Annotated in this window: 25 protein-coding genes and 1 tRNA gene; 17 read left to right on the top strand and 9 right to left on the bottom strand. The window is 71.5% G+C overall.

Going from position 1 to position 24,804, the window contains the following annotated elements:
* Positions 1–220 precede the first annotated feature (220 nt).
* The 9 genes from ACRWK8_RS08100 (at position 221) to der (ending at position 9,331) form a co-directional block, all read left to right on the top strand.
* Positions 221–1,180 (top strand): ParA family protein, encoded by a 960-nt coding sequence (locus tag ACRWK8_RS08100; protein ID WP_378742025.1) that lies wholly within the window; start codon positions 221–223, stop codon positions 1,178–1,180.
* Positions 1,177–1,578: a hypothetical protein gene (locus ACRWK8_RS08095; RefSeq protein WP_378742023.1), complete on the top strand. Its 402-nt coding sequence runs from the start codon at positions 1,177–1,179 to the stop codon at positions 1,576–1,578. Before ACRWK8_RS08100 ends, ACRWK8_RS08095 begins: the two co-directional genes overlap by 4 nt.
* A 121-nt stretch (positions 1,579–1,699) precedes the next feature.
* The gene (locus ACRWK8_RS08090; protein ID WP_378742021.1) at positions 1,700–2,563 is read left to right on the top strand and encodes a segregation and condensation protein A; all 864 of its coding nucleotides are present in this window, start codon (positions 1,700–1,702) and stop codon (positions 2,561–2,563) included.
* Positions 2,563–3,153, top strand: coding sequence for an SMC-Scp complex subunit ScpB (gene scpB / locus ACRWK8_RS08085; protein ID WP_378742019.1), 591 nt, complete (start codon positions 2,563–2,565; stop codon positions 3,151–3,153). Before ACRWK8_RS08090 ends, scpB begins: the two co-directional genes overlap by 1 nt.
* A complete protein-coding gene (locus ACRWK8_RS08080) occupies positions 3,140–5,116 on the top strand; it encodes a pseudouridine synthase (RefSeq protein WP_431869314.1) in 1,977 nt (658 codons plus the stop codon). The genes scpB and ACRWK8_RS08080 overlap by 14 nt, the downstream gene beginning before the upstream one ends.
* 116 nt (positions 5,117–5,232) lie before the next feature.
* Positions 5,233–5,595, top strand: coding sequence for a chorismate mutase (gene aroH / locus ACRWK8_RS08075; RefSeq protein ID WP_378742014.1), 363 nt, complete (start codon positions 5,233–5,235; stop codon positions 5,593–5,595).
* A 128-nt stretch (positions 5,596–5,723) separates the two neighbouring features.
* A complete protein-coding gene (locus tag ACRWK8_RS08070) occupies positions 5,724–6,863 on the top strand; it encodes a prephenate dehydrogenase (RefSeq protein WP_378742012.1) in 1,140 nt (379 codons plus the stop codon).
* Positions 6,864–6,983: 120 nt separating this feature from the next.
* Entirely contained in the window at positions 6,984–7,673 is a 690-nt protein-coding gene (cmk, locus tag ACRWK8_RS08065; protein ID WP_378742010.1) for a (d)CMP kinase, read from the top strand.
* Positions 7,674–7,894: 221 nt separating this feature from the next.
* Positions 7,895–9,331: a ribosome biogenesis GTPase Der gene (gene der / locus ACRWK8_RS08060; RefSeq protein WP_378742079.1), complete on the top strand. Its 1,437-nt coding sequence runs from the start codon at positions 7,895–7,897 to the stop codon at positions 9,329–9,331.
* 88 nt (positions 9,332–9,419) lie between these two features.
* Here the strand turns inward: der and ACRWK8_RS08055 are convergent, their stop codons facing one another.
* A complete protein-coding gene (locus tag ACRWK8_RS08055) occupies positions 9,420–10,865 on the bottom strand; it encodes an MFS transporter (RefSeq protein WP_431869311.1) in 1,446 nt (481 codons plus the stop codon).
* A gap of 98 nt (positions 10,866–10,963) precedes the next feature.
* Here ACRWK8_RS08055 and ACRWK8_RS08050 point away from each other — a divergent pair, with 98 nt between their 5' ends.
* The gene (locus ACRWK8_RS08050) at positions 10,964–11,458 is read left to right on the top strand and encodes a 2-thiouracil desulfurase family protein (RefSeq protein WP_378742006.1); all 495 of its coding nucleotides are present in this window, start codon (positions 10,964–10,966) and stop codon (positions 11,456–11,458) included.
* Between the two features lie 33 nt (positions 11,459–11,491).
* On the opposite strand, the gene ACRWK8_RS08045 is transcribed toward ACRWK8_RS08050, so the two are convergent.
* Genes ACRWK8_RS08045 through ACRWK8_RS08035 form a run of 3 tightly spaced genes read right to left on the bottom strand, consistent with a single transcriptional unit; the run spans position 11,492 to position 13,137 of the window.
* Positions 11,492–12,037 carry a dihydrofolate reductase family protein gene (locus tag ACRWK8_RS08045; protein WP_378742004.1) on the bottom strand — a complete coding sequence of 182 codons (546 nt, stop codon included), beginning with the start codon at positions 12,035–12,037 and terminating at the stop codon, positions 11,492–11,494.
* Complete coding sequence (locus ACRWK8_RS08040; RefSeq protein WP_352388189.1) at positions 12,034–12,975, bottom strand: helix-turn-helix domain-containing protein; 942 nt, start codon at positions 12,973–12,975, stop codon at positions 12,034–12,036. The genes ACRWK8_RS08045 and ACRWK8_RS08040 overlap by 4 nt, the downstream gene beginning before the upstream one ends.
* A gap of 24 nt (positions 12,976–12,999) precedes the next feature.
* The gene (locus ACRWK8_RS08035; RefSeq protein WP_352388187.1) at positions 13,000–13,137 is read right to left on the bottom strand and encodes a hypothetical protein; all 138 of its coding nucleotides are present in this window, start codon (positions 13,135–13,137) and stop codon (positions 13,000–13,002) included.
* 75 nt (positions 13,138–13,212) lie between these two features.
* On the opposite strand from ACRWK8_RS08035, the gene ACRWK8_RS08030 reads away from it, so the two are divergent.
* The 3 genes from ACRWK8_RS08030 to ACRWK8_RS08020 all read left to right on the top strand — a co-directional run bounded on the left by ACRWK8_RS08030 (position 13,213) and on the right by ACRWK8_RS08020 (position 15,061).
* Positions 13,213–13,286 (top strand) — tRNA-Pro (locus tag ACRWK8_RS08030).
* Between the two features lie 500 nt (positions 13,287–13,786).
* Positions 13,787–14,491 carry an AAA family ATPase gene (locus ACRWK8_RS08025; RefSeq protein WP_431869308.1) on the top strand — a complete coding sequence of 235 codons (705 nt, stop codon included), beginning with the start codon at positions 13,787–13,789 and terminating at the stop codon, positions 14,489–14,491.
* Between the two features lie 162 nt (positions 14,492–14,653).
* Positions 14,654–15,061, top strand: coding sequence for a RidA family protein (locus ACRWK8_RS08020; RefSeq protein WP_378741999.1), 408 nt, complete (start codon positions 14,654–14,656; stop codon positions 15,059–15,061).
* Here ACRWK8_RS08020 and ACRWK8_RS08015 read toward each other — a convergent pair whose 3' ends face one another.
* The 3 genes from ACRWK8_RS08015 to ACRWK8_RS08005 are packed head-to-tail and all read right to left on the bottom strand — an operon-like array spanning position 15,062 to position 16,845.
* Positions 15,062–15,274 carry a helix-turn-helix domain-containing protein gene (locus ACRWK8_RS08015; RefSeq protein WP_378741996.1) on the bottom strand — a complete coding sequence of 71 codons (213 nt, stop codon included), beginning with the start codon at positions 15,272–15,274 and terminating at the stop codon, positions 15,062–15,064.
* Positions 15,274–15,771, bottom strand: coding sequence for a DUF2975 domain-containing protein (locus ACRWK8_RS08010; RefSeq protein ID WP_378741993.1), 498 nt, complete (start codon positions 15,769–15,771; stop codon positions 15,274–15,276). The genes ACRWK8_RS08015 and ACRWK8_RS08010 overlap by 1 nt, the downstream gene beginning before the upstream one ends.
* A 51-nt stretch (positions 15,772–15,822) precedes the next feature.
* A complete protein-coding gene (locus ACRWK8_RS08005; protein ID WP_431869305.1) occupies positions 15,823–16,845 on the bottom strand; it encodes a zinc-dependent alcohol dehydrogenase family protein in 1,023 nt (340 codons plus the stop codon).
* 331 nt (positions 16,846–17,176) lie between these two features.
* On the opposite strand from ACRWK8_RS08005, the gene ACRWK8_RS08000 reads away from it, so the two are divergent.
* Together ACRWK8_RS08000 and ACRWK8_RS07995 are read left to right on the top strand one after the other, a co-directional pair.
* On the top strand, positions 17,177–18,322 hold the full coding sequence (locus ACRWK8_RS08000; protein WP_431869303.1) for an NAD(P)-binding domain-containing protein: 1,146 nt from the start codon (positions 17,177–17,179) through the stop codon (positions 18,320–18,322).
* Between the two features lie 45 nt (positions 18,323–18,367).
* On the top strand, positions 18,368–19,432 hold the full coding sequence (locus tag ACRWK8_RS07995; protein WP_431869301.1) for a glutathione S-transferase family protein: 1,065 nt from the start codon (positions 18,368–18,370) through the stop codon (positions 19,430–19,432).
* Positions 19,433–19,449: 17 nt separating this feature from the next.
* Here ACRWK8_RS07995 and ACRWK8_RS07990 read toward each other — a convergent pair whose 3' ends face one another.
* A complete protein-coding gene (locus tag ACRWK8_RS07990) occupies positions 19,450–20,349 on the bottom strand; it encodes a LysR family transcriptional regulator (protein WP_378741984.1) in 900 nt (299 codons plus the stop codon).
* Positions 20,350–20,446: 97 nt separating this feature from the next.
* Here ACRWK8_RS07990 and ACRWK8_RS07985 point away from each other — a divergent pair, with 97 nt between their 5' ends.
* The gene (locus tag ACRWK8_RS07985) at positions 20,447–21,358 is read left to right on the top strand and encodes an EamA family transporter (RefSeq protein WP_431869299.1); all 912 of its coding nucleotides are present in this window, start codon (positions 20,447–20,449) and stop codon (positions 21,356–21,358) included.
* On the opposite strand, the gene ACRWK8_RS07980 is transcribed toward ACRWK8_RS07985, so the two are convergent.
* A complete protein-coding gene (locus tag ACRWK8_RS07980; protein ID WP_431869297.1) occupies positions 21,355–23,115 on the bottom strand; it encodes a TIGR03767 family metallophosphoesterase in 1,761 nt (586 codons plus the stop codon). The genes ACRWK8_RS07985 and ACRWK8_RS07980 overlap by 4 nt on opposite strands.
* A 684-nt stretch (positions 23,116–23,799) precedes the next feature.
* Between ACRWK8_RS07980 and ACRWK8_RS07975 the strand changes: the two genes are divergently transcribed.
* Complete coding sequence (locus tag ACRWK8_RS07975; protein WP_431869295.1) at positions 23,800–24,669, top strand: hypothetical protein; 870 nt, start codon at positions 23,800–23,802, stop codon at positions 24,667–24,669.
* Positions 24,670–24,804 lie beyond the last annotated feature (135 nt).

Below are 24,804 nucleotides of genomic sequence, written 5' to 3'. Positions count from 1 at the left end.
TCTCCTACGAGAGAAATGGGTACGAGCGTGCGGTTCCTCCCGGTTGCAGAGGGTGGGGAATCCTGGTCGGATCATGTTGAAGTGCGCCGTGTCGTCGTTCTAGAGTCGCCGCACAGAGGTACGTTGCTGTCGACATATTGAGTTTCCGACGGCGGCCAGTCGTGGGAGACGTCAAGAGTCCCATCGGGCCGTGGCCGGTCCGTAGGGGAGGTCAAGGGTTGTGAACTGGTCGGAGAACGGCGAGGCGGCGAACACCGCACCCGTCGGCGAGGAGGGCTTCGCCGATCCGGTGAGCAACCCGTGGGGGACGACACGCAACACGGGGGCGGATCTGCACACCAAGAGACCCGTGCGTACATATCCGGAGCCAGCACCGCTCGACGAACACGGTCCGGCACGGATTGTAGCACTCTGTAACCAGAAGGGTGGGGTCGGTAAGACCACCACCACCATCAACCTCGGTGCCGCCATCGCGGAGTACGGCAGGCGGGTGCTGCTGGTCGACTTCGACCCGCAGGGCGCGCTGTCGGTGGGCCTGGGCCGACTGGACCCGCGAGAGCTGGACCTGACCGTCTACAACCTGCTCATGCAGCGTGACGTGACGGTCGAGGACGTCCTGCTCAAGACGGACATCGACGGTCTGGACCTCATCCCGAGCAACATCGACCTGTCGGCCGCCGAGGTGCAGCTGGTCGGGGAGGTGGCCCGTGAGCAGATGCTGGGGCGCGCGCTGCGCCCCGTCATCAACGACTACGACGTCATCCTGATCGACTGCCAGCCGTCGCTGGGTCTGCTGACCGTCAACGCGCTGACCGCGGCGGACGGGGTCATCGTGCCGCTGGAGTGCGAGTTCTTCGCGCTTCGCGGTGTGGCGCTGCTGATGGACACCATTCAGAAGGTGCAGGAGCGCCTGAACGAGGACCTCGTCATCGACGGGTTCCTCGGCACCATGTACGACCCGCGCACGCTGCACGCCCGCGAGGTGCTGTCCACGATCGTGGACGGTTTCGGCGACAAGGTGTACGGCACGGTCATCAACCGCACCGTGCGCTTCCCGGACGCCACCGTGGCGGGCGAGCCCATCACCAGGTTCGACTCGTCCTCGGCCGGGGCCAACGCCTACCGGTCGCTGGCCAAGGAGGTGCTGGCGAGGTGGCCTCTCAGCGGTCACGACGTGTGACGCTACCCGGGGCGGACGAGCTGTTCTTCCGCCCCTCCGGTCCCGAAGAGGAACCGGTCGAGACCGAACGCCAGTACCAGGTACCGGAACAGGATCGACAGAGCACCACCGAGAACTCGTCGGACCGGCCCGCGCGCAAGTCGAACGGCAGGGGGCGGAGCAAGGTACGCCGCGCTCCGAAGCCGAGCGGGCGTCAACGCCACGACGAGAAGATCACCGTCTACGTCTCCGGGGCGGAACTGCTGGCCCTGGAGCAGACCCGGCTCTCGCTGCGCGCGGAGCACGGGTTGTCGGCCGACCGCGGCCGCCTCGTACGCGAGGCCGTCGCCGTGCTGCTCGCCGACTTCGAGGAGCACGGCCCCAGCAGCATGCTGGTACGCCGGCTGACCGAGGACTGACGTTCCCGGACCGACCGCTGGGGGAGCGGACGCACATCCGGGGACCGGGAGGTGAGGGTGTCACCGGCAGCTCCGCGCCGGTGACACCCTGGTGTCATGAGTGAGAAGACGTGGACCCGTCATGGTGACTGACCAGGAGGGCGCGCCGCCGGGGGCGGAGAGCGCCGACGAGGTCGACGAGAACGCCTTCCAGGTGCACCTGGACAACTTCGAGGGCCCCTTCGACCTGCTCCTCGGGCTGATCTCCAAGCACAAGCTGGACATCACCGAGGTGTCGCTGTCGAAGGTCACCGACGAGTTCATCGCGCACATCCGCCGGTTCGGTGACGACTGGGACCTGGACCAGGCCAGCAACTTCCTGCTGGTCGCGGCCACCCTGCTCGACCTCAAGGCCGCCCGTCTGCTGCCGCGCGGCGACGTGGAGGACGAGGCGGACCTGGCGCTGCTGGAGGCGCGCGACCTGCTGTTCGCCCGGCTGCTCCAGTACCGTGCCTACAAGGAGGTCGCCTCCTTCATGCGGGAGCGCCTGGCCGCGCAGGGCCGCAGGTACGCGCGGGCGGTGCCGCTGGAGGAGCGGTTCGCGGGGATGCGTCCGGACGTGCTGTTCAGGCTCGGTCCGGAGGAGTTCGCCGCCCTGGCGGGGCTGGTGTTCACGCCGAGGGAGCCGCCGAGCGTCTCGGTCACCCACATCCACCTCACCAAGACCTCCGTCAAGGAGCAGGGTGAGCTGATGGTGGCCGAACTCCGAGAGCACGGCCAGCTGACGTTCGCCGAGCTCACGGCCGAGTGCGACGGCACCTTCGAGGTCGTCGCCCGGTTCCTGGCCCTGCTGGAGCTCTACCGGGCCGCGAACGTGGGCTTCGACCAGCCCGTCCCGCTGGGGGAGCTGACCGTGACCTGGACCGGCGGCGACGAGGACGTCGAGCTGGAGTCCGACTACGACGACGCGGAACCGACCGCCGAGACGACACCGGGGGAGCAGTGATGACCGCAGAGCACACCGCCGAGGCGGAGGACCTCTCCACACCCCCGGGTTTGCGCCGCGACCTGGAGGCCGTGCTGATGGTGGTCGACCAGCCGGTCTCCGAGTACGACCTGGCCCGTGCCATGGACGTGCCGTTGGAGCTGGTGACCCGAACCCTGGAGGAGCTCTCCCGGGAATACACCGAACAGGGCCGTGGTTTCGACCTACGGGCGGTGGCCGAGGGGTGGCGTGTGTACACGCGGCCCGAGTGCGCCGACATCGTCGAGCACTTCCTCAGGGAGGGGCAGGAGGTGCGGCTCACGCAGGCCGCACTGGAGACGATGGCCGTCGTCGCCTACCGCCAACCGGTCTCACGTGGCAGGGTCTCCGCCGTACGCGGGGTCAACTGCGACGGGGTTATGCGTACCCTCGTACTGAGGGGCCTGATCGAAGAGACCGGACACGATCCCGAGTCCGGTGCGCTGCTGTATCGGACCACTTCCTATTTCCTGGAACGGCTGGGCCTGCGTGGCCTGGACGAGCTGCCTGATCTGGCGCCGTTCCTCCCCGACGACATCGAAGGTCTTGACGACACCGGTGAGCACACCTAACAGAGAACGTTCCCGTGGTGAGCGGGACGGACACGCCCCGCGCGGTGAGCGCGGCGACTATGACAACCGCGGCGGCCGAGGCCCCCGCGACGACCGAGGCGGGAACGACCGCAGTGGCGGCGGACGCCACGACCGGGACGACCGTCCCCGCCGTGACGACCGTGGCCGGGGCGGCCAGCAGGGCCGGGACGACCGGCGCGGCGGCTACCAGGGTCGGGACGACCGTGGGGGTCGCTCCTACGACCGTCGTGACGACAGCCGTGGCGGTCGTTTCGACCGCGACGACCGACGTGGCGGGAACCAGAACCGCGATGATCGCGGGGGCCGTTCCTTCGACCGTCGTGACGACAGCCGTGGCGGGTACCAGGGTCGGGACGACCGTCCCCGTCGCGATGACAGCCGTGGTGGTCGCTTCGACCGCGACGACCGGCGCGGCTACCAGGGTCGCGACGACCGTGGGGGGCGCTCCTACGACCGTCGTGACGACAACCGTGGTGGCCGTCCGCAGGGTCGCGATGACCGTGGCCGTGGGCGCGATGACAGCCGTGGTGGTCGCTTCGACCGCGACGACCGGCGCGGCGGGAACCAGAACCGCGATGATCGCGGGGGCCGTTCCTTCGACCGTCGTGACGACAACCGTGGCGGGTACCAGGGTCGGGACGACCGTGGGGGGCGCTCCTACGACCGTCGTGACGACAACCGTGGTGGCCGTCCGCAGGGTCGGGACGACCGTGGCCGTGGCCGTGACGACAGTCGTGGTGGTCGCTTCGACCGCGACGACCGGCGCGGCGGGAACCAGAACCGTGGCGACAGCCGTGGCCGTTTCGACCGGGACGATCGTCCCCGTCGCGACGACCGGAACCGCGACGACCGCAACCGTGACGACCGGCGCGGTGGCTACCAGGGCGGACGGGACGACAAGCGCGGGGGCTTCCGCGACGAGCGTCCCCGCCGTGACGCCCAGGGCCGTCGGCTCCAGAACCGCGACGACAAGCGCGGCGGCTACCAGCGCCGTGACGACGGTCGTGGCGGCCGTCCGCAGGGCCGTGACGACCGGCCGCGCCGGGACCCGGACCAGCGTCCGGCCCGTCGCGACCACGAGCCCGTCCGCGACGTCAAGAGCGAGAGCCAGCTCTCCAAGGCGGCGCGCGAGCGTCTCCAGGCCCTGCGCGCGGACTTCAACCCGCGTGACGAGGACCGCCACGAGGGCGACTCCCGTGACACCTACACGGACGTCCCCGACGGCATCCGGCTCCAGAAGGCACTGGCCGCGGCCGGCGTCGCCAGCCGCCGGGCCAGCGAGGAGATGATCGCGGCCGGTCGGGTCAGCGTCGACGGTCAGATCGTCAAGCGCTTCGGCGCCCGGGTCGACCCCGAGGCCTCGGAGATCCGCGTCGACGGCATGCGCGTGGTCACCGCCCCGGACAAGCTGTACTTCGCCCTGAACAAGCCGCGCGGCGTGGTCAGCACCATGTGGGACCCGGAGGGTCGCCCGACCCTGGCCGACTACGCGGGCCAGACCGACGAGCGCATCTTCCACGTGGGTCGGCTGGACACCGAGACCGAGGGTCTCATCCTGCTGACCAACGACGGTGACCTGGCCAACCGCCTCACGCACCCGCGTTACAAGGTCGTCAAGACCTACATCGCGAAGGTGCCGGGCCCGGTGCCGCACCGCGTGGTGCGCGAGATCCAGAAGGGTGTGGAGCTGGAGGACGGGCCGGTCCAGGTCGACTCCTTCCGCGTGGTCGACAACGACGACACCCAGGCCATGGTGGAGATCCGCCTGCACGAGGGGCGCAAGCACATCGTGCGTCGCCTCATGGAGGCGGTGGGCCACCCGGTCGCGGACCTGGCCCGCACCCAGGTCGGTCCGATCGACCTCAACACCCTGCGTCTGGGCACCATGCGTGCGCTCAGTTCGCGTGAGGTCGGCGAGCTCTACAAGGCCGCCGGTCTCTGACCCGGAGGTCTTGTCGATACAGTTGACGGCGGTCGCGCCCCACCCGGGGAGCGGCCGCCGTCTCCCCTTTCCCCCGGGTGACGGCATCACCGACGAGGACGAAAGCGGGATCGAACGTGGCGGTACGGGCCATTCGCGGTGCGGTGCAGGTCGACGCGGACGAACGCGAGCAGGTGCTGGAGGCCACGACCGAACTGGTCTCCGAGGTGATGCGGCGCAACGGGCTCACCACCGACGACGTGATCAGCGTCCTCTTCACGGCCACCACGGACCTGACGAGTGAGTTCCCCGCGCTGGCGGCGCGGGGTGTCGGATTCACCGACGTCCCGCTGATGTGCGCCTCCGAGATCGACGTGCCCGGTGCCCTGCCGCGCGTGGTGAGGTTGATGGCCCACGTGGAGACCGACCTCCCACGGGCCGAGGTCCAGCACGTGTACCTGCGCGGCGCCCAGGCACTGCGCCTGGACATCGCACAGTAGCGACCCCGCCGTCAGCGCCCGGGCCGCCCGGCCCCACACCGGGGTCTCGGGCGGGAGGCCAGGTCAGAAGGTCGTACTCTGGGACCGTGCCCGCGACAGGCGCGGGCGGGGTGACTCGGGGGAGTGCTGTGGGCGAGGAAGCGGCCGGGACGGGCCGGACGGAGCCGCGTCGGGTCACCGTGGTCGGAACCGGGCTGATCGGAACGTCGATCGCCCTGGCCCTGCGCGCCCGCGACGTGGACGTCACGCTCAGCGACCCCGACGCGGCCTCCCTGCGCCTGGCCTGCGACCTCGGTGCCGGGCGTCCGCTGGAGGAGACCGACGGGTCGCCGGTGGACGTCGCGGTGATCGCGGCCCCGCCCGCCGTGGTCCCGGCGGTGCTGCGCGACGCCCAGCAGCGGAAGCTGGCCCAGGTGTACACCGACGTGGCCAGCGTGAAGACGAGTGTGCTGGAGGGCGCCGAGCGGCTCGGCTGCGACATGGCGACCTTCGTCCCCGGCCACCCCATGGGGGGACGTGAGAAGCACGGTCCCGGCGCCGCCCGCGCCGACCTCTTCCTCGGCCGTTCCTGGGCGCTGTGCCCCACCCCGGAGGCCGACCACGGTTCCGTCGAGGCGGTGGCCGGACTGGCCCGCATGTGCGGCGCGGACCCGCTGGTGCTGGACGCCCGGGCGCACGACCGCGCGGTGGCCCTGGTCTCGCACGCCCCGCACGTGGCCTCCTCCGCCGTGGCCGCGCGGCTGCTCTCCGGTGACGGCGACGCTCTGACCCTGGCCGGTCAGGGAGTACGTGACGTCACCCGGATCGCGGGAGGGGATCCGGCGATGTGGGAGGAGATCCTCACCCACAACGCGGGCCCGGTGGCGGAGGTGCTGCGCGGTGTGGCCCGGGACCTCACCGCCGCCGCCGACGCCCTGCGGTCCCGGAGCGGAACCGGGCACGGAGTCGCGTCTCGGGAGGATCTGGAGCCCGTCCGTGACCTGCTGGCGCGGGGGCGCTCGGGGCAGGCCCGGATCCCCGGCAAGCACGGAACGCTCCGCCGTCCGGACTACACGGTGATCCCCGTGGTCATCCCGGACGAACCCGGTGCCCTGGGCCGCCTGTTCGCGGCCGCCGCCACCGCCGGTGTGAACATCGAGGACGTGCGGATCGAACACAGCCCCGGGCTGCCGCTGGGCGTGGCGGAGCTGTACGTGCTCCCGGAGGCCGTGGACACGTTGGCCGACGCGCTGTCGGCCGACGGCTGGTCGGTGCACCCCGGACTCTGAACCCGGTCTCTGAACGCCGGACCGTACGCGTGGTGCCGGGCGTCTCGGCGCGAAGGTAGGCTGAGGCGTCGGCGACAGCAGACGCCGACGCAGGCACAGTGAACTCGGGAGTCAGCAGCAGTGAGCGCGCAGGGCAAGGGCATCGTCATCGCCATCGACGGTCCCTCCGGGTCGGGCAAGTCGAGCACGGCCAGGGGTGTCGCCAGGGCGCGGGAGCTGCGCTACCTCGACACCGGGGCCATGTACCGGGCCCTGACCTGGTGGATGCTGGACAACGGCGTGGACGTCGATGACGCGGCCGCGGTGGCCGCGAACGTCGAGCGTCCGGTCATCTCGATGGGCACCGACCCGTCCGCCCCCTCCGTGACGGTGGACGGCCGCGACGTGGCCGCCGAGATTCGCGGCAAGGAGGTCACCACCAGCGTCAGCGCTGTCTCGGCCGTGCCCGAGGCCCGTGAGCTGCTGGTGCGGACCCAGCGCGAGGTCATCGAGGCCGCCCGCGAGGAGAGCACCGGTATCGTGGTGGAGGGCCGTGACATCACGACGGTCGTCGCCCCCGACGCCCCCGTCAAGCTGTTCCTGACCGCCAGCGCCGAGGCGCGCGCCCAGCGGCGCAGCAAGGAGGTCCGGACCGTCGACGTCGCGGCGACCCAGGCCGACCTGGCCCGCCGGGACAAGCTCGACTCCAGCCGGGCCCACTCGCCGCTGACGCAGACCGCCGACGCCACCGAGCTCGACACCACCGGCCTCACCCTCGACGAGGTCATCGCTCTGGTCGTCAAGCTGGCCGACGAGGCCCGCGACAGCTAGCGCGGACCCGCCGGAGACGGCGGGAGGCCGGGGAGAGACCGGCCACACCGCCCCCGTCAGGGGGAACACACGAACATCCACGGGGGTTGCCCTCCGTGGCAGGACACGGGCGCCCTCGGTGGCGCCCGTGGTGATTCACGTGGCGATCGCGCTGAATCCTTCGACATCCTCGCGGCACGCATCCTGGGCGCGTGGGGACCTGGAACCGGGAGTACGAGTACATGAGTGAGTTCGACGTGTCCGACGTGGGCGAGGGGCCCGAGGGCGAGGACGCGGCACTGCCCGTCGTCGCCGTGGTGGGCCGACCCAACGTCGGCAAGTCCAGCCTGGTGAACCGGATCATCGGCCGCCGTGAGGCGGTCGTCGAGGACGTCCCGGGTGTGACCCGTGACCGGGTGGCCTACGACGCCGAGTGGCAGAACCACCGCTTCACGCTGGTGGACACGGGCGGCTGGGAGACCAGCGTCAGCGGGCTGGCCGCGATGGTCGCCCGCCAGGCCGAGTACGCCGCGCAGACCGCCGACGTGATCCTGTTCGTGGTCGACGCGACCGTGGGCATCACCGATGCCGACGCCTCCGTGACCCGGGTCCTGCGCGCCACGAAGAAGCCCGTGGTCCTGGCCGCCAACAAGGTCGACGGCGGGCAGCAGGAGGCCGACGCGCTCGACCTGTGGAACCTGGGTGTGGGGCAGCCGTTCCCGATCAGCGCCCTGCACGGTCGGGGTACCGGCGACATGCTGGACGCCATCGTGGAGGCCTTCCCCGAGACCCCCGTGGGCGAGGCCGAGGACGACGAGGACGGTCCGTCCCGTATCGCGCTGCTGGGCCGCCCGAACGTGGGCAAGTCCAGCCTGCTCAACCGGCTCGCCGGTGAGGACCGCGTGGTCGTGGACTCGGTCGCGGGCACCACCCGCGACGCCGTCGACGAGCTGATCGAGCTGGGCGGCCAGACCTGGAAGTTCATCGACACCGCCGGTATCCGCCGCCGGTTCCGTGCCCTCCAGGGCGCCGACTACTACGCGACGATGCGCACCGGTACCGCTCTGGAGCGGGCCGAGGTGGCCGTGGTGCTGATGGACGTCAGCGAGCCGCTGGCCGAGCAGGACATCCGGGTCGTGGAGCAGGTCGTGGAGGCCGGTCGCGGTCTGGTCCTGGCGTTCAACAAGTGGGACATCCTCGACGAGGAGCGCCGCACTTACCTGGAGAAGGAGATCGACCGCCAGCTGGCGCGGGTCTCCTGGGCCCCCCGGGTGAACATCTCCGCCATGACCGGCCGCCACATGGAGCGTCTGGTTCCGGCGATCGAGACCAGCCTGTCCGGGTGGAACCAGCGCATCTCCACGGGGCAGCTCAACAACTGGCTCAAGGAGCTGGTGGCGGCCACCCCGCCGCCCGTGCGTGGCGGCAAGCAGCCCAAGATCCTGTTCGCGACGCAGGCCGGTGCGCGTCCGCCGCACTTCATCCTGTTCACGACCGGGTTCCTTGAGGAGAACTACCGCCGGTTCATCGAGCGTCGCCTGCGTGAGGACTTCGGCTTCGAGGGGACCCCGGTGCACATCAGCATGCGTATCCGGGAGAAGAAGAACGGGGTACCGGGCCGCGCCTCCAAGGGCAGTGTGCGTCCGGACCGCAAGCCGCGCGGCGGCGGCCGCCGCTGACGGCGGGCCCGACCACCGCGGGTGAGACACGACGCGGGGGCGTCCCGGACGGGGCGCCCCCGCGTCGTGTTAAGGGACCGGGGTTCGTTCAGGTGTCCGTCGGCAGACGGCGGACGTTGCTGCCCCGGATCCCCGAACCGGACTCACCGCTCCGCCTCGGGTAGGGCAGGTGCCCGGAGGACCGGCCCGACTCGGGCACCGGGATCGCCGGGGCACCGGGCAGCGGACGTCCGGCGCTCTCCCGCATCCGCCAGACCACGACGAGTCCGATGACGCTGGCCGCCATCACCAGCCAGGCGGGGGAGTACAGGTTGCCCGTGGCCTGCACCAGCGACTCGGAGATCAGCGGTGTGGTGCCGCCGAACAGCGCCACCGAGACGTTGAAGCTGATGGCCAGGGCCCCGTAACGGACCTTGGTCGGGAAGAACGCCGGGAGCGACGCGGGGCCCGCGCCGGAGAAGTGCACCAGGGTGAAGGCCAGGACCAGCACGCCCAGGGCCGCCGCCCACGTGCTGCCCTGTTGCAGGAGCCAGAAGGCGGGCAGGGACAGCACCAGCCCGAAGACGCAGCCGGACATCAGGATCGGTCTGCGGCCGACCCGGTCGCTCATGAACCCGAACAGGGTCACGCTGGCCAGCATGAACACCATGGCGCCCAGGGTCACCACCAGGGCCAGGGTGGAGCTGTACCCCAGCACCGCCTCCAGGTACGTGGGCATGTACGCGGTCACCATGTAGTTGTTGACGTTGAACACCATGACCAGGCCGATGCACAGCGCGATGGCGTGCCACTGGCCCACGATCGTCTCCTTGAGCTGGCCCTTGCGGCGCTCGCCCGCCTCGTCCTTGGCGAACCCGTCGGTGTTCTCGTTGTAGACCGGGGTCTCCTCCAGCTTCACGCGCAGGTAGAGACCGATGGCGCCCAGCGGCAGCGCGAGCAGGAACGGGATACGCCATCCCCAGGCCTGCATGGTGTCGGGGCCCAGGAGCAGGGTCATCACGGTGACGATGGCGGCACCGCCCACGTAGCCGCTGACGGTGCCGAACTCCAGCCACGAGGAGAGGAACCCCCGGCGTCGGTCCGGGGCGTACTCCGCGATGAACGTGGTGGCCCCGCCGTACTCACCGCCGGTGGAGAAGCCCTGGAGCATGCGGGCGACCAGGAGGAGGATCGGCGCGGCGATGCCGATGGTCGCGGCGGAGGGGATGAGGCCGATCGAGAAGGTGCTGACCGCCATGAGGAGCATGGTGGCGGCCAGGACGCGCTTGCGGCCGATGCGGTCACCGAGCGGGCCGAAGAACACGCCGCCGAGCGGACGGACCAGGAAGGCCGCCGCGAAGGTGGTGAACGTGGCGATGAGCTGGACCCCGCCGGACTGTGACGGGTAGAAGACCAGACCGATCGTCACGGCGAGGTAGCTGTAGACACCGAAGTCGTACCACTCGGTCGCGTTGCCGATCGCGGCCGCGACCACGGCCTTGTGCGTCGTCCTTCGCTCCGTCTTCAGGGTCGGCCGGTCCGGTTGTTCGCTCACGTCTCCCCCTCGGTGGAATCACCTCACGTGCCTAGATAATCACTTGGGGTGAGGAAAGCGTGGGAGGTGTACGTGTTGGCCGACGGTAGCGTGGCACCATGCGCAAAGTGCTGGTCAGTGCCTGTCTCATGGGGCGCAGGGTCCGTTACGACGGCAGGGCCAAACCGGTGGGGGACGACACGGTCACCCGCTGGCGGGAAGAGGGCCGCCTCGTCGTGCACTGCCCGGAGATCGCAGGGGGGCTCCCGGTTCCCCGGCCGCCCGCCGAGATCGAGCCCGGAGCGGACGCCGCCGACGTGCTCGCCGGTCGGGCTCGCATCCGCACCCCCGAGGGGACGGATGTGACCGAGCACTTCGTCTCCGGTGCGCGGGCGGCGCTGGCCACCGCGCGGGCGCACGGCGTGGCGGTGGCGCTCCTCAAGGAGTCCAGCCCCTCGTGTGGGACGCGCGAGGTGTACGACGGCGCCTTCGAGGGGCGCAGGGTGGCCGGTGAGGGCGTGACCGCGCACCTGCTCCGGGAGAACGGTGTGGCGGTGTTCAACGAGGGCGAGGTCGCGCTGGCGGCCGAGCGCCTGCGCGACCTGGAGGCCTGAGGGCCACGGGGGCGCCCACGTGGCCCTCTCGGTTCAGTCCTTGACCACGGCGTAGCGCAGACAGGCGAAGGCCCCCACCAGCTTGGCCTCCAGCGGCCGCAGCCGCACCCGTCCGTCCAGCAGGGGGGCGCCCCCGCCCAGACTCACCGGCGCCACGGACACCGACACCTCGTCCAACAGGCCCAGCCGGGCCAGGTCGGCGGCGACACGGCCGCCGCCGACCACCCACACGTCACGACCGTTCGCGGCCCGTACCATCCCGGCGTGCAGGTCCCGCAGCTCCTGGTCCGTGTCTGCGCTGGTGAACCGGAGGTCCCCCTCGATCCGGGGAAGCTCCCGATGGGTGAGCACCCAGGTGGGCGCCTCGTACGGCCAGGGCTGGTCCCCCTCGTGTTCGTGGATCCATTCGTAGGTGGTCGCCCCCATGAGGATCGCCCCGGCGTTCCTGATGAACTCGGCGGTCTCGTCGATCGCCTCTCCCTCCTTCGCGCCCTCCACCGCGAACAACCAGTCGAGTGAGTTGTCCCGGTCCGCGATGAACCCGTCCAGACTCGTGGCGGTCTCGTACACGGTCCTCATACTGTGTCTCCCCGTTTCCTTGGTGCTTCGTAGCGTCGCGGCAACCACTCCAGGGGGTCTCCCTGGTCGACCTCCACCCCCGCCTCGCGCAGCATGTGCCGGACGTTCAACCGGCGGTACGCGGAGTAGGTGAGCACGTGCGCCACCACCCCGCCGAGGAGGAAGCTCTCCGGCGGGTCGCACAGGGCGTCGATCAGCCGGTCACCCCAGGCGTCCCGCCGGCCGATGTCGGCGACCACGGCGATCCACCGCGCCCCGGCCTCCGCGTGCCTGACCAGCAACGACTCCGGATCGTCGGCTCCGAGCTCCGGTGTGTCCGCGCCCTCGACGGAGGCGAGCCACACCTCCTTGGAGCGCACGAGGAGGTCCAGAGCCGAGGCGATCGACCCCTCCGCGCCGTCCCAGGACAGGACGGCCCGTGTGTCCCGGACCCGTCGGTACTCCTCCTCGGGCAGGTCCGCGGCGAACCGGATGAGCCGGGTGGTGTCGTCCACGTCGTGGTGGGTCTGGAGCCCGGTCACGTCCATGCTGGGTCGGCCCCTCGGGTTCTCCTCCACCCACAGGTGGAGCGGTGGATGGAAGTGGACGCCGTTCGGTGCGGGCAGCCAGTGGCCGCTGCCCGCCGTGGTGGCGCTCGGAGGATGCCCGAACGCCCGGGCGAAAGCCCGTGTGAACCCCTCGACGGAGGAGTACCCGGCCTCGAAGGCCGCGTCGGTGACGCTGCTGCCGTGACCGATCCGCCAGGCGGCCCGTTCCAACAGGACCCTCCGCCGCAGGGCCACCGGTGACTCGCCGGTGTCCCGGGACAGCTGGCGGCTGAAGTGGAAGGGGGAGGCGTGCGCCTGCCCGGCCATCTCGCTCAGCCGGGTGTTGTCCTCGTCCAGGACCGCGTCGAGCAGTTCTCGTAGGCGGTCTCGTCCGGTGGTGGCTTCGGTCATGTGACCAGTATGTTCCGGGGGCCCTCACCGCCGCTTGACCGTTCTTGCGCAGTGTCGGCTCCGCTTCGTGTCCTGACCGCCGACGGTGAGCGTGACGTCGGTGAGGAGGTGCGTGACGTAGGAGAACGCGGCGAGGGCGGCGCCGTCCGAGGGGGTGCGCATCGTGGTGCGAAACCCCCGGAGGATGCGATAGAGTCTTCCCCGTTGGCGACGCCGGAGACGGCGCCGCGCAGCGGACGGGACGTAGCGCAGTTTGGTAGCGCACTTGACTGGGGGTCAAGGGGTCGTGGGTTCAAATCCCGCCGTCCCGACACAGGAAAGCCCTGGTGAGACAGGAGATTCTCACCAGGGCTTCGTCATGTCCGGGGGAGCCCGGGGGCACCGGCCGTCTCCGTGAGCGGACGGCCTCGGGAACCCTCGTCGGGAGTCGGTCGACCGGGCCCCGTGTCGGTGTTCTCGCCGGTGGCGTCGTCCCCGGGCACGGGGACGGCCAGCCGGAATCCTGAGGTGGGGTCGTGGCCCTCGGGGAGACCACCGGAAGGCCCGTCCAGACGGGCTTCCTGGGCTTAGGCTCGGTCCATGACTGACATGTGGTTCAGCCGGGATTCTCCGGTGCTCCGCGCCGTGGTTCGCCTTGCGGACACGGGCACGTCGGGCGACCCTCGGACGTTGCGAGCATGAGGGGGCGCGCGGGAACGCGCGGTACTCGTCCGGAGCGTCCACGCCCCGGTGGCGTCGCCGTGTCTGTGCCGCGTCCCTCGTGGAGCCGTGCCTCACCGGCGCGACGGTCGGCTTTGAGGAGCTACCGAGGATGTTCCAGGGTCGGGTGCGCCACGTGCCCACGATGAAGGACGCGATGGTGCGCGGAGCGGTCTATCCTCGGCGGTCCCTGGTCCTGGTCGCCGGGGTCCCCGGGGCCGGGAAGAGCACCCTGCTGCGGCGACTGTTCGGTCTGCGCGGGGACGAAGCGCGGCCCGTCCTCACCGCGGACGGCGTGCGGGTGATCGACTCGCTGCAGTCGCGGTACCAGCTGAGGCCGCTGCTCGCCCGGGTCCCGTACCCGCTGTGGCGCTGGGTGGTGCACGTACTGCACCTGGCCCAGGTGGCGGCGGCGCTGTGCGGCGGCCCGGTCGTGGTGCACGAGTGCGGGACCCGGCTCCCGGTCCGCGTGCTGCTCGCCCTGCTCTGCCGGTTCCGCCGGTACGAGGTGCACGTGCTGATGATCGACGCCACCCCGGAGGAGGCCCGGAGCGGGCAGAACGCCCGGGGGCGGCGGGTGACCGAGCGCAGCCACCGGATGCACTCACGCCGCTGGCGGCGCCTGCGCGCGGCCACCCGGCACGGTCCGGCGGCGTTCGCGCCGGGGGCGCGCAGTCTGCTCGTACTCGACCGGCGCCAGGCACGGGAGCTGACGTGGATCCGTTTCGGCCCCGGTGGGGGCGCCCGTGGGTCACGGCGCACCTCGACGGACTCGCCCTCTGATCGGATCGAACTCCTGATGCCCGATGCCTCGTGACGCCCCTCTCAGGAGCGCGAGGTGACGAGTCGAGGCCCCGGAAGGGACGGTTGCGTCCGGGGATGGTGACGCGCGCCCGGGCGATGACCGTTAAATCGTTGGGCGCCGCCCCTCCGCGCCGCTAGGGTTCCCTGGGCCCGACGCTTCCCTTGGAGACCCTTCTTGAACAGTGCAGTGACCCTCATCCGTTCCGCCGCCCTCTCCGACGCCGCCGAGTACGCCTACGCGGCGACCGTTCCGCCGGGCGTGCGCCTGGTCTTCCCCGCCGGATCGTGCCCGCTCGACGAGGACGGCTCCACCGCCGCCGTGGGTGACTACGCGGGCCAGGCGGCCGTGTGCGTGGCCAACCTGCGGACCGCCTTGGCCGAGGCGGGCGCCGAGCTCACGGACGTGGTCAACACCCGGGTGCTCGTCGCCTCCACCTCCCAGGACGACCTGGTCGCCGCCTGGGAGGTGGTTCGCGACGCCTTCGGGGAGCACGACGTCCCCAGCACCCTCATGGGCGTCACCGTCCTGGGCTACGACGACCAGCTCGTGGAGATCGAGGCCGTGGCCGCCGTGCGCGAGTGATCAGGCCTCGTCGGGGACCCGGCGCAGCAGGTCGCCGGGTTGGCAGTCCAGGACGCGGCAGATCGCGTCCAGGGTGGTGAACCGCACCGCCTTGGCGCGGCCGTTCTTCAGGACGGCCACGTTCGCGGGGGAGATCCCGACGGCCTCGGCGAACTCCCCGACCGACATGCCGCTCCGGGCGAGCTGGACGTCGAGATCGACGATGATCGGCATCAGACCACACCGGCCATCTCGGTCTGGAGACGGGTCGCCTTGCTGAGAAGGCCGCGCATCAGGACGACCAGCAGGACGAACGCCGCACCCACGGCGGCTGTCACGGAGGCGGCGCCGAGCGCGGCGACCGCCTCCATGGTGCCGTGGGCGAACGGCATGTCGGTCACGGCCAGGTGCCCCGCGACCCCGGCGGTGAGCAGCGTCGCCACGAGGCCGGCGCCGATGATGACGTCCACCCACACGAAGGCGCCGGGATCGAAGAGCGCGTCGCGGCCCAGCATGCCGAGCAGCTGCCACGTGGCGACGAGCGCCGCCTGGACGCAGGCGACGCCGAGGACGCCCAGGACCGTGTACGGGACGACGATCCTCTCGTACGGCGGGAAGTGCGCGGCCTCCCCCGCGAGGGCCCCCGGGATCACGACGATCTGCCCGAAGAGGCCGACCAGGAGGGCCACGACGATCGCGGCGCGCAGGATGAGGGTGATGGAGTGGTGCATATATCGATTATCAATAGATAGCTATCGATAGTCAATAGGCGCCGCCCTCTCTCAGAGAGTGAGCATCACCTTGGTGGCCCTGCGCTGGTCCATCGCCCGGTACGCCTCCGCCGCCTCCTCGATCGGGAGGGTGAGGTCGAAGACCACCCCGGGATCGATCTGGTCCGTCATGACCAGGTCGACCAGGTCGGGCAGGAACCGGCGCACCGGAGCGGGGCCGCCGAGCAGGCTCACCGTGGAGAAGAACAGGTCCATGCCGTCGAGTTCGACCCCGTGGGACACCCCGACGTAGCCGACGTGCCCGCCCGGCCGCGTGGAGTGGATGGCCTGCTCCATGGACTCCTGGGTGCCGACCGCCTCGACCGTCGAGTGGGTCCCCAACCCTCCGGTGAGCTCCCGCACCCTCTCCGCGCCCGCCCGGCCGCGCTCCTCCACGATGTCGGTGGCGCCGAACCTCCGGGCCAGGGCCTGACGGTCGGCGTGGCGCGACACCGCGATGATCCGCTCCGCGCCGAGTCGGCTCGCGGCCAGGACCGCTGACAGGCCGACGGCACCGTCACCCACCACCGCGACGCTCCGGCCGGGTCCCGCGTCGGCCGCGACGGCGCCGAACCAGCCGGTGCCCAGCACGTCGGAGGCGGCCAGCAGCCCGCGGGTCTGTTCCGGAGTGGGCTCCCCCGGCACCCTGACCAGGGTGCCGTCGGCCAGGGGCACGCGCGCGTAGTCCGCCTGGGTCCCGAGGGAACCCATCATCACCTGGTGGACGCAGCGCGACTGGAACCCCGCCTGACAGATCTCGCAGGTGTTGTCGGAGGCCACGAACGAACCGACGACGAGGTCACCCACCCGGACGTCGCGCACCGCGGGTCCGACCCGCTCCACCACGCCGACGTACTCGTGGCCCATGCGGGTGGGACCGTCCTGCTGTTCGACGCCTCGGTAGGGCCACAGGTCCGATCCGCAGACACATGCGGCGGTGACCCGGATGACGGCGTCGGTCGGCTCGACGATCGCCGGTTCCGGAACGTCCTCCACCCGGACGTCACCGGGCCCGTGCATCACTACGGCTCGCATGGCTTCTCCCCTCGTTGACTCTCTGTTCTGCCCGCCAGAGCACCACGTTTCACCTCCGCGACGGAGTTCTGCCTGGTGGGGCGGTGTGAGGGCCCCGCTCGAACGGAAACCGGAGCGGCGGGTGCTCCTGCGGGCGCCGTTCGTCCGCGTGCACGTGTGGCCGATGTCCGGCCTGTCCGGCGACTCGTCGGGCACGCGGGGGAAGCGCTGGTCCCCGGCTGTCCCCGGGGCGACGGTGGCGCACGTCACCGAGCCCCCTCCCGCGCTCACCGGCATGAACCGTGGCGCACCGTTGTTCCCGGAGGGTGGCGGACGAACGTGAGGAGGGGTCGTGGAGGGTGGTCGGGGCGGAACGCCGCCCGGGGCGACGGACGTGGTGATCATCGGTGCGGGTCAGGCCGGGCTCTCGGTCGCCTGGCACCTGCGGAGGCTCGGACTCGGGCCCGGGGTGGGATTCGTGGTCCTGGACCGGGGTCCCGACTCCGGCGGGGCGTGGCAGTTCCGCTGGGAGTCACTGCGGCTGGACGACGCGCACAAGGTCGACGACCTGCCCGGGATGCGGGAGATGGGCCTGAGCTTCGCCACCGCCGACGCCGCGCGCCCCGCACGGGACGTGGTGCGTGACTACTACGAACGGTACGAGCAGTGGTTCGGGCTGAACGTACTGCGGCCGGTCCGGGTCACCTCGGTGCGCGAGGAGGGAACCGGCCTCCTGGTCGCCACGGACAAGGGCGACATCGCCGCACGTGTGGTGGTCAACGCCAGCGGGACCTGGGCGCGGCCCTTCCGGCCCTACTTCCCCGGGGCCTCGGACTTCCGTGGCGTCCAGGTCTCCACACCCGAGTACCGGGCGGCGGAGGACTTCGCCGGGGCGCGGGTGCTGGTCGTGGGCGGCGGGACCTCGGCGGTGGGGTTCCTGCGTGAACTGGAGGGGATCGCCGCGAGCACGGTCTGGGCCACCCGCCGTCCGGTCGAGTTCGTCGACGACCCCCAGGGCGGGGTCCGTGCGGTGCGCAGGGCGGACGAGGCGGCCCGGGCGGGGCTTCCGCTGCCCAGCATCATCAGTGGAACCGGACTGCCCGCCACGGAGGGGAACCTCGCGGCACGGGACCGCGGGCTCCTCGTGTCCCGGCCCATGTTCACCGAGATCGAACCCGACGGCGTCCGTTGGCCCGACGGCTCCTTCGAGCCCGTGGACGCCATCGTCTGGGCCACCGGGTTCCGCGCCGAACTCACGCACCTGGCGCCCATGCGACTGCGCGAACCCGGTGGAGGGGTGCGGGTCGAGGACGGCCGCGCCGTCCGCGAGCCGCGCCTGTTCCTCGCCGGGTTCGGTCCGCAGGCCAGCACGATCGGCGCCAACCGGGCCGGGCGCTCCATCGCCCGCCAGGTCGTGGCCCGGCTGCGGGCCGACGAGGGAGAAGTGCGGGGAGAGGGGCCTGTGGACGACCGGTGCCGCGGTCGGTCCAGGAGTTAGTGTCGGTTCCGGACCCAGTTGGTGCACAGCGTCGGAGGTAGCCGTATGAGGGCCAACAAGCTTCCCACCGAGGAGATCAAGCGGGACCCGGCGGCCTTCGCCGACCGGGTCACCGCCGACGCCCGCTTCGGGCGCCCGGCCGAGGCGGGACGTTACCGTCTTGTCGTCAACCGGGCCTGCCCGTGGGCTCACCGCGTGGTGATGACCCGGCGGCTCATGGGGCTGGAGGGAGCCGTCTCCCTGGCCGTCACCGACCCTGTCCAGGAGATCATCGACGGTGATCCGCACTGGGTGTTCACCGAGCGCACGGGCAGCCCCGGGGACCGGGACCCGGTCCTGGGCATCCACGCCCTGCGCGAGGCCTACCTCGCCCGCGACCCCGCCTACGACGGCGGCGTGAGCGTGCCCGGGCTGGTCGACGTCCCCACCGGGCACCTGGTGTCCAACGACTACGACCAGATCAGCGTGGACATGGCCACCGAGTGGGGCGGCCTGGCTCGGGAGGGGGCTCCGGAGCTGTACCCCGAGGCGCTCCGGGAGGAGATCGACGCGGTCAGCGCCGAGGTCTACCGTGACCTCAACAACGGTGTCTACCGGTCCGGGTTCGCCCCCGACCAGCGGCGCTACGACCGGGCGGTCTCCTCGGTCTTCGCCCGGCTGGACGCCCTGGAGAACCGCCTCACCGACCGCAGGTACCTGGTGGGCGACCACGTCACCCTCGCCGACCTGCGGTTGTGGGCCACCCTGGTGCGGTTCGACGCCGTCTACCACGGCCACTTCAAGTGCAACCGGCGCAAGCTCACGGAGTACCCGGCACTGTGGGCGTACGCGCGGGACCTGTTCCAGACGCCGGGCTTCGGGGACACCACCGAGTTCGAGCACATCAGAGTCCACTACTACCGGGTGCACACGGCCCTCAACCCGTCCGGCGTGGTGGCGATCGGCCCGGACCCCCGTGCCTGGCTCACCCCGCACGGCAGGGAGGCCCTCGGTGGCGGCCCCTTCGGAAGGGGCACGGCGCCCGGTCCGGTACCCGTCACCGAGAGGTTGCCGCCGCTGGAGGCCCAGGACCGCGCGGCCGGAGGGACCTGGGACGCGCCGCTGGACTGAGCGCGCACGGGTCGGCCTCAGTCGAGGACGGTGTGTTCGCGCAGCAGACGGACGGCCTCGGTGACGGCGGGGCGCCGGGAGGTGCCCTCACGCCACAGGACGGCCACCCCGCGCACCGGGACGGGCTCCAGCGGCTTGACCACCAGGGAGTCGGGCACGGCGCCCCGCCCCAGACGGGGGACGAGGGCGATGCCCAGCCCGACCTCCACCAGGGCGAGCTGGGTCTGGAACTCGGCCACGAAGTGGGCGATGTCGGGTGCGCCGTGCACCGGACGCAGGGTGCGGGTCAGCCAGTCGTGGCAGACCGTCCCGGGGGGTTGGCAGATCCAACGCTGTGAGGCCACGTCCTGGTGGTTCAGGACGGGGAGTTCGGCGAGGGGGTGATCCCGGGGAAGGACGACGTCGCACCGGTCCGCACCGAGAGCGGCGCGCGACACCCCCTCGGGCACGGCCATCGGCGCGATGTCCCAGTCGTGGACGACGGCGAGGTCCACCGTTCCCTGCGCGACCATGTGCGGGGAGCTGTGCGGGTCCTCCTCGACGACGCGCAGGTCGAGGTCGGGGTACCTCAGGGTCAGCTCGGCCAGGGGGCGGGGGAGCAGCCCCCGGGCGGCGGTGGCGAAGGCCGCCACGGTGAGGCGGCCGGAGGGCTGGCCGCGCCGTTCCTCCAGGGTGACCTCGGCGGTCTCCATGAGGGTGAGCATCCGGGACGCGGTGTCCACCAGCATCCCGGCGGCGTCGGTGAGCACCACACCGCGTCCCTGGCGTTCCAGGAGCGCGGTGCCGGTCTCACGTTCGAGTTTGGTGACCTGCTGGGAGATGGCCGAGGGGGTGTAGCCCAGTGCCTTGGCGGCGGCGCTGACCGAGCCGTGGACGTGGACGGCGTGCAGCGCCCGGAGTCGGGACAGGTCGAGCACGAGGGGCTCCTCACGGAATTTCTTTAAGCAGTGCTGAACCTAACCTAGTAGAAGCTTTCGCTGGTGCTAAAGCCTGGTGCCCGCCATGATCGGAGGTATGCGCCCCACCCACTCCCTGCTCGCCGTGCTGGTCGCCGCCGTGTGGGGGCTCAACTTCGTGGTCATCGAGGTCGGCCTCGACCACTTCCCGCCGCTGCTGTTCTCCGCCCTGCGGTTCGTCGTCGCCGCTCTTCCCGCGATCTTCTTCGTCCGGCGTCCCGGCGTCGCGTTCGGCTGGGTCGTCCTCGTGGGACTGGTGCTGGGAGTGGCCAAGTTCGGGCTGCTCTTCACCGGCATGAACCTCGGGATGCCCGCCGGTCTGAGCTCGTTGGTCCTCCAGGTCCAGGCGGTGTTCACGGCGCTCTTCGCGGTGCTCTTCCTGCGGGAGGGGCTGCGCCCGGTCCGCTACCTCGGGATGGCCGTCGCACTGGCGGGGATCGGCCTCGCCGCGTACGACCACGGCGGATCGGGCCCGTTGGCCGCGTTCGTGCTGGTCGTGGCGGCCGCGGCGTTCTGGGGGCTCTCCAACGTGATCACCCGGAGGGCCGCGCCGCCGGACGCGCTGAGCTGGATGGTCTGGGTCAGCGTGGTGCCTCCGCTGCCGCTCTTCGCCCTGTCGATGGTGCTGGAGGGGCCCGGGGCCGGGCTGGCCGCCGTCCGGGGCCTGGACCTGGCCGGGGCGGGCGCCCTCCTCTATGTCGCCTGGGCGGCCACGGTGTTCGGCTTCGGAGCGTGGGGCTACCTGCTGCGGCGCAACGAGGCCTCGGCCGTCGCCCCGTACTCGCTGCTGGTGCCGGTGTTCGGGATGGTTTCGGCGGCGGTGTTCCTCGGGGAGTCGGTCCGCCCGCTGAGCCTGGTGGCGGCGGCGCTCCTCGTGGGCGGTGTGGCGCTCACGGCCCTGGGCGGCCGGTCCGCGAGGGCGGTGGACACGGGTTCCCCGCGCACCTCGGGGAACCCGCGTTCTACCTAGCGGCCCGGGTGGTGAGCGGCGACCAGGAGTTCCACGTTGCGGTCCAGCGGCTCGCCGTAGTTGGCCGGGTCCGCGTACAGGTCGTTGACGGACAGCTCGCGGTAGAGCGAGGCCAGCCCCTCCACCGAGAAGTCGCCGTGGTCGACCTGGTACGGGCTGTCCGCCTCCAGGAGCGTGGTGAAGAGCGACATCGTGCCGTCGGCGTTGTCCACGATCTCGATGCTGCGGGCCATCTGCGGGTGGTCGATGTGCGAGGCGGTGTTGATCTCCCAGAACCCGCGCTCCGGCGCGCTGGAGGTGTGGGCCCGCACCCTGTTGTAGTGGGTGTGACCGTTCACCCAGGCCAGCACGTTGGGGTACCGCTTGAGCATGCGCACCAGGATGTCACCGATGTACCGGATCTCGGCGGGGCGGCGACGGTCCGGGAGGGGGTTGGTCATGGTGTCGCTGGTGTGGTGACTGAACAGGACGAACAGCTCGTCGGTGACCTGCTGGGCGCGGCGCCGACCGAGCAGGTCGTAGTAGACCGAGCTGGAGCCGCGCAGCGTCCGCTCCAGCCAGTCGTACTGGGTCTTGCCGATGGAACCGTTGGCCAGACCGGCGAGCGTGGTGGTGTCCATGCTGATCCCGAGGACACCCTCGGCGATCCGGAAGCTGTAGAAGCAGTCCACCCCGTCCGCGTTGTCCTCGGTGAACCCGTGCCCGACCGGCCCGGGCCCGGTGTTGGCCTCCGCGAGGTGGGCGGCGACGAAGCCCGCCGTGTCGAAGGGGGCCCGCCGCTCGTCCGGGGTGACGGTGGAGGTCAGCGCGGCGGTGGTCACCGCGTCGGGGTCGGGGTGCTCGACCTCGTCGGGGATCTCGCCGAGCCGGTCCTCGTCGGTCATCGCCTCGGCCGTCTCCGCGGTGACCCGGTCGTCCGCGAACATCAGCTTGCGGTCGCCCACGTAGACGTCACCGAGGGTGCCCGCCGGCAGGGTGCCCGCCGGGGTGTTGTCGTGGTTGCCCACGGTGCAGTACCAGGGGACGTCCAGGCCGGGGCTGCTGAACTCGGCCGTGGCGGCGGCCAGGAACCCGGGCAGGTGGGGGAACCCGCCCCGTGCCTTGTACCGGTCGCTTCCCTCGCTCTCGGGCTGCCAGTACAGCTCGGAGCCGCAGTTCTGCACGCCCTCGAAGCGGGTGGGGTCGCCGGTGTCGGGCGTGAGTGAGCCGCCGTTGAGGATCGACATGAGCCAGGCGAGCTCGATCTGCTCGTGGTTGTCGGTGTTGTCGCCGGTGGTCATCATGAAGTCGAAGGGGCGGCCGGTCACCGGGCCGTTCCTGAGCGAGTTCACCCGGGCGACCAGCGCCGACGCCCCGACCATGGCGAGCGCCTCCTGGGGGCGGTGCGCGCTGGAGCCGAGGATCGGGTGGGTGTACTCGAACCGCACGGGGCTCTGCACGTCGAGCACGTGCAGGTCCGTGAACTGGACGAAGGCGCTCAGGGGCACGCGCCGTTCGTCGCGGCCCGACTGCGCGGGGACCAGGTCCTCGCGGACGTGCAGCGGCCAGCCCGGACCGGCGGTGAGGAGCCGGTAGCCGTCCCCGACGGGGGAGGCCACCTCCGCGAAGGTGGTGCCCTCGGGGTGGGCGACCCGGTCGAGGGCCTCCCGGACCAGCCGGTCGTGGGTCGCGGCGGAGACGGGGAGGGCGGGCAGACCGAGGGCGAACCCGAGTCCTGCGGAGGCGGTGAGGAAACCGCGCCGGTTGAGGGAGGCCATGGGTGGCGGCGTCCTTTCGGCCCTGCGGGGGCCTGTGAGGAGAGCGGGGCGCCGTCATTAAAGGCCGAAGTCAGCGCTGGTGGCAACGGGTGCACGGCCACGGGTGCCGCACCCGGTCCGGTGCGGCCCCGAGGCCGGTGGGTACGATCATCGGTTCGGCCCCTTCCGTTTGTGTGAGCAGGAGGGCAACCTCACCGAGAGTGATCGCCCGTCGTCCGCACGCGCGTCGACGGCGCGTGGCGGACCGTTCTCCTGGGCCGTGGGGAGTCGTCACAAAGGTGAGTACTTCTCATGTTTGGCCGGATGCGGCCAATCTGGGCTCGCCTCCTGCGCTGGACACCTGGACGTCCCCGCCGCCCACCACCCGGTCGTGACGGACCTGAGCGGAAGGTGTCCTCCACCGCCTGGGCGGAGGGGCGCGACAGTGGAGGCCCTGGAGCACACGGACTGCGTCCGGCGGCACCAGGAGACGGGGAACGACCCCAGTCCGCACGGCTGGCTGCCCGCACCTGCCGCCGAGCTCCGACCACCCGCCCTGGCCCGCGAGGGACGAACCCGTCCGCCCGTGCTGGCACACTGTGCGGGCGCCCGTGGCCCGGGGCGACGGATCCCGGCCGGGTTGGACACGAACGGGGAGAGCATGCGCGGGAGCATGTGGACGGGGCGGATCCGGGGGGTGCGGCCGTGAGCTGGCCAGCGCGGAACGAGGGCGGGAACGGCGGGTACCCGCCCCAGGGGCACCCCGGCCAGTACGGTCACCAGCAGCCGCCGAGGCCTCCGTACGGGCAGCCGTACCAGGGCCACCCGCAGCACTTCCAGCAGCAATCCCAGGCCCATCACCCCCACGGATACCAGGGACACCACCCGCGTCCGGGCCACCAGCAGCACGTTCCGGTGGAGGGTCTGCCCCACGGGTGGACGCGCGCGCCGGGATGGGCCCTGCCGGGGGAGCCCGGGACCCTCACGGCCCGCCCCGTGGGCGACGTGGGCACCTACCTGCGCTACCTGCTGGCGTTCAGTCCGCTCCTGGGGGTGTTCTTCCTCGTCGTCCTGATCCTGACGTCCATCTTCTTCGAGACGGCCAGCCCCGGGACCGGAGTGACCGGCGGCATCGTCGTCGGCGCCCTCGCCACGCTCTGCCTCGCCGTCCTCCCCGTCGTCAGGACCCGGCGCATGCTCGGGGGAACCGTCGTGGTGATCTCCCCGGCGGGCGTCGACCTGCGCGACCACATCGGCTTCGAGGTGCGGCTGCGCTGGCGGGACGCCACCCAGGTCGGCAGGACCGTCGACCGCGTCGCCGCCGGTCCGGGCGTCGAGGTCGGCGGCCAGCAGGTCCAGGTCCGGGACCTGGAGTCCCGCGGCCTGGTGGGGTGGGGAGAACGCGTCATCCCCGACCAGGCCGCGCGTATGCGGACCGTCCTGGCCTCGCAGCCCCGCCACCCCCGGACCGGCGCCGAACTGGTCGCCGTCTCCTTCCAGGCCGCCGGGGCCAGCGGCTGGGACAACCCGCTCGTCACCGAGGCCCGCCGCCACCGCCCCGACCTCTTCGGCTGACCCTCGTTCACGCGTCCCCGGACCCCTTCCCCCGGCCGGAGGGCAGGGAAGGCCCCGATCAACCGGGATTCCCTCATCGCTGCTACTTTTCGTGTCGTCGCGGGGCCCGGGAGCCCCTCAGATCACGGACGGGGC

The organism is Nocardiopsis eucommiae (assembly GCF_965344335.1).
Taxonomy (GTDB): Bacteria; Actinomycetota; Actinomycetes; order Streptosporangiales; family Streptosporangiaceae; genus Nocardiopsis; species Nocardiopsis eucommiae.
Note: the sequence above shows the minus strand (reverse complement) of the source record. Positions and strands in the feature narration are given on the sequence as shown.